The following is a 9609-nucleotide window of genomic DNA, read 5'->3' on the forward strand; positions in this document are numbered from 1 at the left end:
TGTTGCGTATGTCGCAATAGGAGTTTTTACTCAAGATTTGCTTTTGTTGCGTATGTCGCAATAGGAGTTTTTACTCAAGATTTGCTTTTGTTGCGTATGTCGCAATAGGAGTTTTTACTCAAGATTTGCTTTTGTTGCGTATGTCGCAATAGGAGTTTTTACTCAAGATTTGCTTTTGTTGCGTATGGCGCAATAGGAGTTTTTACTCAAGATTTGCTTTTATTGCGTATGTCGCAATAGGAGTTTTTGCTCAACATTATGTGGGGAATGTGGGCTGTAACTATTGGACAATAGATAAAACATCAATAATCTCGAAATAGAGCGATCGCTACTCAGCAGAGCAATAACTATTGGACAATAGATAAATCATCAATAATCTCGAAATAGAGCGATCGCTACTCAGTAGAGCAATAACTATTGGACAATAGATAAATCATCAATCATCGCGTTGCACAGTGACGAATTATTTGACATTTTTGATGAACAGAATTTTGGATTTGAGAATTGCCAGAATGATTAATATTATGTTTTTTTCAAGTCAAATTATCAACTAATTTTTGGCAATATCATTCCATAATGTGCAACCCCTCAATAATCGCGAAACAGAGCGATATAGCTGCGGCGATGGTAATCGCTTAGAATTATTTTTAGCATTGCGGGTTGGGGAAGATGATTTAATAGATATTTTATTGCAGGTTTATTCCAGTAGAAAAGATTATTTACCTGTTGGCTTACAAGTTTTTTTATTAGATGAAATTGAGGAAGTATTCTCAAAATATATAATATAGCCTAAAAAAAAATCCCCCAACGGCACCGTTCAACTGCGGAATGTAGGCAACAAACTATTCCCTTCCTGAAAATTGGTGAAATTGTTGGTGCTGGCGATCCATTACTCGATATCCAGAAAACAGTTACTACCCAAGGTGGTAGTTTTGATTCTAGCGTTGAAGAGTTGACTGCAACCTCTGGTGATACGGTGCGCTATTACTATGAAGTTACTAACGACGGTACTGCCGAACTGTTTGATTTAGATTGGACTGATGATAATGGAACACCAGGCGATACAACTGATGATTTTACTTTAACCGATGCTTCCATTCTGAAAGTCATTGATTTTGATGGCAACGAATTTACCTCTGGGTTTGACAGTCTTTATGGAGACCTTGATAGTGAGGGAGACGCAAATGATTTGGCACCAGGTGCAACCGTAATTTTCTATGAAGAAGTTCAACTGTCTGCTCAAGGTACAGTTATTAACACAGCAGATGCCATTGGTAATAATGGTGCCTCTGGTGGAAACTTTGAAGAACTTACCGACTCAGATACTGCCACAGTTAATGTGGAGGGGACTCCAGCAATTGGAGTTACCAAAACAGCAGATGTAACCAGTGTGAATGCTGCGGATCAGGTAGTTAACTATACCTACACAGTCAGCAATGATGGTGATGTACCGTTGACTGGAATTACCCTGAGCGATGACAACTTCACCCCTGCTGATACAGGTGACGACTTTCACCCTACTCTCACTGATGATGGTAATGGTGATGAAATTTTAGATGTTGATGAAAGTTGGACTTACACAGCGACTTACACTGTTACCCAAGCAGATCTTGATGATGGTTCCGACTTGGTGAACTTTGCTACTGCTGACAGCAACGAAACTGAGGAAAAGAAAGATGATGAAACCGTTGAGGTACTCCAACAGCCAAATTTGGCTGTTGTCAAGACTGCTGATATTACTGAGGTACAGGTAGCTGGAACTGATATTACTTACACATATACAGTAACTAACACAGGCAACCAAACCTTGACTAACGTTACGGTCATGGACGATAACTTTACTCCCGATGACGGAGATGCAACTAATGGTGATGAAACTCTTGATGATATCCCTATTGCCCTGAGTAGTACAACCCTAGCTCCAGGAGAAACAACAACTGGCAGTTATACCTATACTGTTACCCAAGAGGATATTAACAGTGGTGCAGATTTGGTGAACGTTGCTACTGCTGACAGCAACGAAACTGAAAAAAAGACAGATGATGCTAAGGTAGATGTACTCCAAGACATTGACTTCTTACTGCTAAAAACAGCCAATATTAATGAAGTAAATACAGCAGGACAAGTCATCACTTACACCTACACCATAGAAAATACTGGCACAGTTTCCTTAACTAATGTCAGCCTCATTGATAACAACTTCACTCCTGACAATTCAAATGATGACTTCGACCCCGAATTCGTTCCCAGTAGCGATGTTAATGGTAATGAAGTATTAGATGTAGGTGAAACCTGGGAATATACCTACAGTTACACTGTCACCCAAGATGATATTGACAGTGGAACAGCTTTAGTTAACGTTGCCACTGCTGACACTGAGGAAACCGACCCCAAGACCGATAATGAGACAGTCACGATTGACCAGAATCCTAACCTGTCAATTCTCAAGGAAGCTAATGTTACTGAAGTAGATGCTGCTGGAGAGCAGATTGTCTACACATATACGGTAAAAAATGAAGGCAATGTCACCTTAGAAAATGTCACTGTTACCGACGACAACTTTACTACCGATGACGGAGATGACATCCCTATTACTCTGAGTAGTACAACCCTAGCTCCAGGAGAAACAACAACTGGCAGTTACACCTATACAGTGACTCAAGCAGATATTGATAGTGGAGCGGATTTAGTCAACGTAGCTATTGCTGATAGTGACCAAACCGAACCTAAGACTGATGATGAAACTGTTGATGTAATTCAACAACCTAGTCTTTCAATTCTCAAGGAAGCAGATGTTTCTATAGTCAGTACTGCTGGTCAGGTCATTACCTACACTTACACCCTTAAAAACACAGGCAACCAAAGCTTAACTAACGTTACATTAAGCGACGATAACTTTACACCAACTAATCCAGGGGATGATTTAAATCCTACATTTGATGTTAGCAGCGATAATGGCAATGGAATTTTAGATGTGGGTGAAATCTGGAAATATACTGCAACCCACACCGTGACTCAAGCTGAAATTGACACTGGTGCTTCTTTAGTTAACGTTGCTACTGCTGATAGCGAAGAAACAGAGCCACAGAAAGATAATGAACAGGTGCAAATATTCCAAAATCCTAGTCTTTCCATTCTCAAGGAAGCTGATGTTACTGAGGTAGATGCTGCTGGAGAGCAGATTGTCTACACATATACGGTAAAAAATGAAGGCAATGTCACCTTAGAAAATGTCACTGTTACCGACGACAACTTTACTCCCGATGACGAAGATGCAACTAACGGTGATGAAACTCTTGATGATATCTCTATTACTCTGAGTAACAGAACCCTAGCTCCAGGAGAAACAACAACTGGCACTTACACCTATACTGTTACCCAAGCAGATATTGATAGTGGAGCGGATTTAGTCAACGTAGCTATTGCTGATAGTGATCGAACCGAACCCACAGAGGATGATGAGACAGTAGATGTAGTACAAAATCCTGGTCTTTCAATTCTCAAGGAAGCTAATTTAACTGAGGTAGATGCTGCTGGGGATCAGATTGTCTACAAATATACAGTGGAAAATACGGGCAATGTTACTTTAGACAATGTCACTGTTACCGACGACAACTTTACTCCCGATGACGGAGATGCAACTAATGGTGATGAAACTCTTGATGACATTCCTATTACTCTGAGTAGCACAACCCTAGCTCCAGGAGAAACAACAACAGGTACTTACACCTATATAGTGACTCAAGCGGATATTGATAGTGCAGCAGATTTAGTCAACGTAGCTATTGCTGATAGTGACCAAACCGACCCTAAAACCGATGATGAAAAAGTTGATGTCCTGGAAGATGCAGATTTCTTACTGCTCAAAGAAGCTGATGTTAGTGAAGTGGATGAAGTTGGAGAAGTTATTACTTACATATATACGGTAACTAACAGTGGCAACCAAACTTTAACTGGGTTTACTCTCAGCGACGATAACTTCACTCCTGACGATCTTACTGATGATTTTTTCCCAACTCTTACGAATAATGGTAATGGGGATAATAACTTAGATGTAGGTGAAACCTGGAAATACACCGCAACCTACACAGTCACTCAAGCAGATTTCGATAGTGGCTTAGATTTAGTTAACGTCGCAACTGGTGATACTGACCAAACCGAACCTAAGACTGATGATGAAACCGTTGATGTAGTCCAAAATCCTAGCATTACCCTTGAGAAAGTAACCACCGATGGAGTTGTTACAGGCGATAATATTGGGGTTTCCGCAGGAGAGTCGATCTCTTGGATTTACACAGTAACTAATGATGGTAACTTGAACCTTTCCAATATTAATCTTATCGACGATCCACAAGGTGTGATTACCAATCTAGTTGTTGACGGTGATGGTGATGCTATTCTCGCTCCCAATGAAACCTGGATTTACGAATTAACCGGAACTGCCATCACTGGCAGCTATCAAAACCTCGGAACAGTCACAGGCGACCACTCCAACGGTCAAGGTCAAGTTGAAGCTACTGACCCCAGTTCCTACACGGGAATTGAAGGTCCAGGAGTTCGCACACCAGGATTCTGGGTGAACTGGACTGAAGTTTGGGATGGCAACCCGGAAAATGACAGTCGCTTTGCAGAACGTTCTGGTTTCCCATCAGGAGACCTTTTGTTAGCACCTTATTCAGCATCTGAGCAAGCACCACAGGTACTCGATCCAGTAAGTGGAACGTACCAGACAGGACTTCTTGTGGGTGACTACAACCGGAATGGTATTACCGATGAGAGTGAAAGCACTATATTCTACAGTCTCAACGAAGCCAAATCTATTCTTGCTGCCAAGCAAAAAGAGCAGAAAAACGACAAGCGGTACACTCTCGATCGCTCCTTAGTTGCTTCTTGGTTGAATTTCACTGCTTTTAACCCAGCACCAACAGATGATATCGATAATGGTATTGCGTGGATTCAGGAGCATACACCAGATGAAAATTTGGATGGTATTGGTGACGGAGACCTCATCCTAGAGGCATCAACTTATGCTGTTCCAGCTAATTCTGATTTCTGGACTGAATCTAATCCAATTGTGCCTAATGGCGGTGAATTAATTCACACTGCTCTAGACGATTACAACAATAATGGTCTTTTCTAAATCTATTCAGATTTTCTAGATTGAGGCGATCGATTCTGGGTAACGACTTCTGATATTAGAGGAAGTCGTTACTTTTGTTATTTGACACTCCATGGACTAAAGTCGTGTGGATTTTTCAGAGGAGCTTTCTATCGGGTTAAAACCACGATTTCCACATTGCTCGTTTACGAAGTATGCCGCTCCGGCACCAACATATCTTGCTGCAGTTTAGAGGCAAACACCAGTAAATGGGATAGAGGCAATAATTGAAAATACTTCAAGATACCCAATCTCCCCATCTCCCCATCTCCCCATCTCCCCATCTCCCCATCAACCCATCTCCCCATCTCCCCATCTCCCCATCTCCCCATCAACCCATCTAAAAAGATGTTCCAAATACTTGTGTCCAATAATGGTTGAAATTAACGCTACCAGTATCGTTTTCCAAGAAATAGTAACCAACACCAATTTCCTGCAAATTTGGATCTAGAATGTTGGCGCGATGTCCGGGACTATTCATCCATCCTTCTACTACCTCCTCCGGTGTCAAATACCCTACCGCAATATTTTCTGCCCAAGCTGAAAAGTCGTAACCTGTAGCTTCAATGCGATCGCCTGCCGACGAACCATCTAACCCTGTATGCTCGAAAAAATCTTGCAGTGCCATATTCTCTGTGTGAGTTTGCGCCGCCTGACCTAACAATGGGTCTGTACTCAGGGGAGACAAACCCAACTGGGTGCGCTCTTGGTTGGTCAGTTCAACAACTCTATTAATGAAATTTTGATTACCTGTTTCAGTATTTGAAGAGGATTCAAATAAAAAATTGGCACTGCTGAGACTCCCTACAGATACATTATTTACTTGCGCTATAGTTTCTCCAGTGAGGCGATCAATAATCACCGTGTTTTGCTGACTACTTTGTAAACTAATATTGTCAAAACTTAAACCATCGGGTAGTTGAATTATATCGATACCATTTTCAAAGTCAGCTATTTCATCCACACCTGCACCATTTTCTAAGACAAATACATCGCTACCTGCTCCACCATTGAGAGTATCTTGTCCCAAACCACCACTGAGAGTATCATTATCCCGATCGCCAAATAAAATATCATTGCCCCCATCCCCAAAGAGGCGGTCGTTATTTTTGCCTCCAAATAAACTATCCCCACCATTGCCCCCTCTAACAACATCAGCTTCGCGATCGCCACGAACTAAGTCGTTACCATTGCCACCTTCTACTGTATCATTGTCTTTCCCACCCATTAAAGTATCGTTGCCTCCCCCCCCAATAAGGCTATCTTCACCCCGGTTTCCCAGGATGAATTCCGAGTCTGAAGACCCCGTAACTGTATCGTTGCCACTAAGAGCAGCTAACCCATCGGGAAAATTAGCGAGTTCTCCAGGAGAAAGAGCGATCGCTTCTGTATTATCGGTGGCGAGCAAGTTATTACCATTGGGCGTGAGTTCAGTTTCCATTTGTTACCTATTTTATTAGTTTTTTTTTATTTAGACAGGACTTACGCAGAACCGTTATATCTAGTAGGGGAGAATGCCATTCACCCCCTACAGATAGGCATTTACCCCCTACGGATAGCGTATTGTCTAATAATTTGCGTAAGTCCTGTTAGAATTAAATTCTGGTCAAAGCTGATTTAATTTAACAATTAGTAATTGTTGCAAATTCAAATTAAATTCATACATCTACCTGTAAAAACACATATTTAGATATCTTGAAGAAAAGAGTCAGAAGACAGTAGTAAAAATTACCCTTCATCTCCCATTTTTCAGATAGATAGGACTTACGCAAAATACGAAATTATACACCATTTGTAGGGGCGAACAGCGGTTCACCCTATATGTGGTGGTTATGCGTAAATCCTGATAGATAAACCACAAAGCCAAAACTACAATTAACAGTACAGACATTCCGGAAAACATTCTTGCTTTGGTCTACTTTGACCGAAGTGAGTAAAAGACCATCAAAAAGTGGTGGTGGTGCATAGTAATGGTAGAGATAGTGTGAGGAGTTTGGGGACCCACCCCTAACCACTCCTGGGAGGGGAATGTGGGGAGTTTTGGAAGAAATTAAAAAATATATCTCTTCTAGACATCTCCTCCAAAAGAGGAAATAGGGAATAGGGAATAGGTATGGAGGGGGAAAGAACTGATAATTTCTGTACGATAATTGATTTGATTTTTGATTTTTACCAGATGTCTATTACGCGAGCAGGACAACCCAAAAAGTTAACAAAACTTTGCAATCTGACAGTGGAACCTCTAACCCACAAGCTTGTAAAATCCAGGTGAACTATTAGAGAGGAATAGATTAAAATGAAAAAATATGTCTGTAATGCTTGTGGATATATATATGACCCAGAAGAAGGAGACGAAGATTCAGGAATAGCAGCAGGAACAGCTTTTGAAGACATTCCTGATGATTGGGTTTGCCCAGTTTGCGAGGTTGGTAAAGATGATTTTGAACCAGTAGAGGAGTAACTAATAAACCTCTCCGGAAAAGAGGGAGTAGGAAGTAGGGAGGTTGCATGCAACGTCCGTACAGAGTAGAGGGAAAGAATTGATGATTTATCTGCGATAATTGATTTTATTTTTTATTATTGGAGATGTCTAATATGTATAAAATGTTGGGGTTGGTGATTTGAGCTATGATATCGTGTCCGGATAAGAGCGCCATAGAACTCAGTTCCGCTTACACGTTAACATGCGTTGTGCGCCAGCAAACAAAAAACTTTCTCCTTCTACTCCTCTTTCTTCCCTCCTAACTCCTGACTCCTAAGTAATCAAGATTAATATCATATACTAATTCAGCAACACCTAAAATGTCTTTCCCACCTCTTAAAATTGTAGTTGTAGGTGGGGGAGCGGCAGGTTTTTTTGGAGCGATCGCCTGCAGCACCCCCCACACTGATGTCACCATCTTAGAAGCAGGGCGACAAACTCTGGCTAAAGTTCGTATATCTGGCGGTGGTCGTTGCAATGTTACTCACGCCTGTTTCGACCCAGGAATTTTTGTTCAAAATTACCCCAGGGGAAGTAAAGCGCTTCGGGGTGCATTTAGTCAATTTCAGGCTCGTGATACTGTGGAATGGTTTACTGCGAGGGGCGTACAGTTAAAAACAGAAGCAGATGGACGGATGTTTCCCACTACTAATGATTCTGCTACAATTGTTGAGTGTTTAACTAGGGTCGCATTAGACCGAGGTGTGAATATTCGCACGGGTGCAGCAGTGGTTTCTTTAGCACGAAAGTCAACGGTGGGGGATAATAATTTATTTGAAATCAGATTAAAATCGGGAGAAATTGTGGAATGCGATCGCCTGCTTCTAGCAACTGGTAGTAGTCCTCTTGGTCATCGTTGGGCAAAAGCATTGGGTCATCAGGTTGCGGCACCTGTACCTTCTCTATTTACTTTCAAGATTTCTGACCGACGTTTCCAAGGGTTGGCAGGTATTTCGGTTGAGAATGTTTGTTTACAACTGCCGATGGCTAAATTAAAACAGATAGGACCTGTACTTCTGACTCACTGGGGTTTAAGTGGTCCGGCAATTTTGAAATTATCCGCCTGGGGTGCAAGATTTCTCCATGAAAATGACTATCAAGCTAATTTATTGATTAATTGGTTATCCCACCTTAACTCAGAAGATATAAGAACACAGTTATTAGCACTTAAAACTCAGGAAAAGAAAGCGATCGTTAATAGTTGTCCGTTTTCTCTACCGCGCCGTTTGTGGGAAAGTTTAATTATTGCCGCGGATATTGACCCGCAAAAACGTTGGGGGGAGTTATCAAAGAAAGCTATTAACAAGTTGATTTTAGAATTAACTCAAGGTAAATATCAAGTTCAGGGTAAAGGGGTTTTTAAGGAAGAGTTTGTTACTTGTGGTGGGGTGAATTTGAAAGAAATTAATTTTAAAACTATGGAAAGTCGTTGTTGTCAGGGATTATATTTTGCTGGTGAAATATTGGATATTGATGGAGTTACAGGAGGCTTTAATTTTCAAAGCGCATGGACAACTGGATGGTTAGCAGGTCAAGGGATGAAGGGGAGGGAGTAGGGAGTGGGGAGTGGGGGAGATTTTTAAGATTTGACACGGAGACGCGGTGACACGGGGACGCGGAGAGGGGAGTGTGGGGAGTGGAGGAAGAAATTAAAAATATATATTTTCACCATTACGCGAGATTGTCCTTACAAATTTTGGTCTGGAGTTTAGGCTTTCTTACGGTATTTTTGTACTACATTTTGAAGTGCGGAATGTGGGTTAAATAGGCAGTATTAATACTACCTATTTTATTTGCAAGCTGTTACGACTATTTATATCATGTCCGGTAGCATCGGTCTTGTATAGCAAAGGTAAGGAAGAAGGAAGAAGGAAGAAGAAAGAGGGAAGAGGGAAGAAGGCTACCCTCGCAAGAAAAAAACCATCATTTCCTGTAGATATTCACCCTTGGGTTTACACAAACGATATAA

Annotated in this window: 6 protein-coding genes; 4 read left to right on the forward strand and 2 right to left on the reverse strand. The window is 41.3% G+C overall.

What is annotated here, in order from left to right; genetic code table 11:
- The first annotated feature begins 557 nt into the window (after positions 1-557).
- Both D5R40_RS27210 and D5R40_RS27215 read left to right on the forward strand, forming a co-directional pair.
- Positions 558-788 (forward strand): hypothetical protein, encoded by a 231-nt coding sequence (locus D5R40_RS27210; protein WP_124155488.1) that lies wholly within the window; start codon positions 558-560, stop codon positions 786-788.
- Between the two features lie 164 nt (positions 789-952).
- On the forward strand, positions 953-5140 hold the full coding sequence (locus D5R40_RS27215) for a CLIPPER-2 domain-containing protein (protein WP_124155489.1): 4188 nt from the start codon (positions 953-955) through the stop codon (positions 5138-5140).
- A 164-nt stretch (positions 5141-5304) separates the two neighbouring features.
- Here D5R40_RS27215 and D5R40_RS36165 read toward each other — a convergent pair whose 3' ends face one another.
- Together D5R40_RS36165 and D5R40_RS27220 are read right to left on the reverse strand one after the other, a co-directional pair.
- Positions 5305-5529, reverse strand: coding sequence for a hypothetical protein (locus D5R40_RS36165; RefSeq protein ID WP_161565081.1), 225 nt, complete (start codon positions 5527-5529; stop codon positions 5305-5307).
- Positions 5499-6599: a CAP domain-containing protein gene (locus D5R40_RS27220; RefSeq protein WP_124155490.1), complete on the reverse strand. Its 1101-nt coding sequence runs from the start codon at positions 6597-6599 to the stop codon at positions 5499-5501. The genes D5R40_RS36165 and D5R40_RS27220 overlap by 31 nt, the downstream gene beginning before the upstream one ends.
- Before the next feature lie 855 nt (positions 6600-7454).
- Here D5R40_RS27220 and rd point away from each other — a divergent pair.
- Positions 7455-7619 (forward strand): rubredoxin, encoded by a 165-nt coding sequence (gene rd / locus D5R40_RS27225; protein ID WP_124147081.1) that lies wholly within the window; start codon positions 7455-7457, stop codon positions 7617-7619.
- 341 nt (positions 7620-7960) lie between these two features.
- Positions 7961-9196, forward strand: coding sequence for a BaiN/RdsA family NAD(P)/FAD-dependent oxidoreductase (locus D5R40_RS27230; protein ID WP_124147082.1), 1236 nt, complete (start codon positions 7961-7963; stop codon positions 9194-9196).
- Positions 9197-9609 lie beyond the last annotated feature (413 nt).

Source organism: Okeania hirsuta (assembly GCF_003838195.1).
Classification (GTDB): Bacteria; Cyanobacteriota; Cyanobacteriia; order Cyanobacteriales; family Microcoleaceae; genus Okeania; species Okeania hirsuta.

What these genes read in the sequence shown, in the direction of transcription:
- D5R40_RS27220 (WP_124155490.1), bottom strand. Translation starts at nt 6,599, where the DNA reads ATGGAAACTGAACTCACGCCCAATGGTAATAACTTGCTCGCCACCGAT.
- rd (WP_124147081.1), top strand. Translation starts at nt 7,455, where the DNA reads ATGAAAAAATATGTCTGTAATGCTTGTGGATATATATATGACCCAGAA.
- D5R40_RS27230 (WP_124147082.1), top strand. Translation starts at nt 7,961, where the DNA reads ATGTCTTTCCCACCTCTTAAAATTGTAGTTGTAGGTGGGGGAGCGGCA.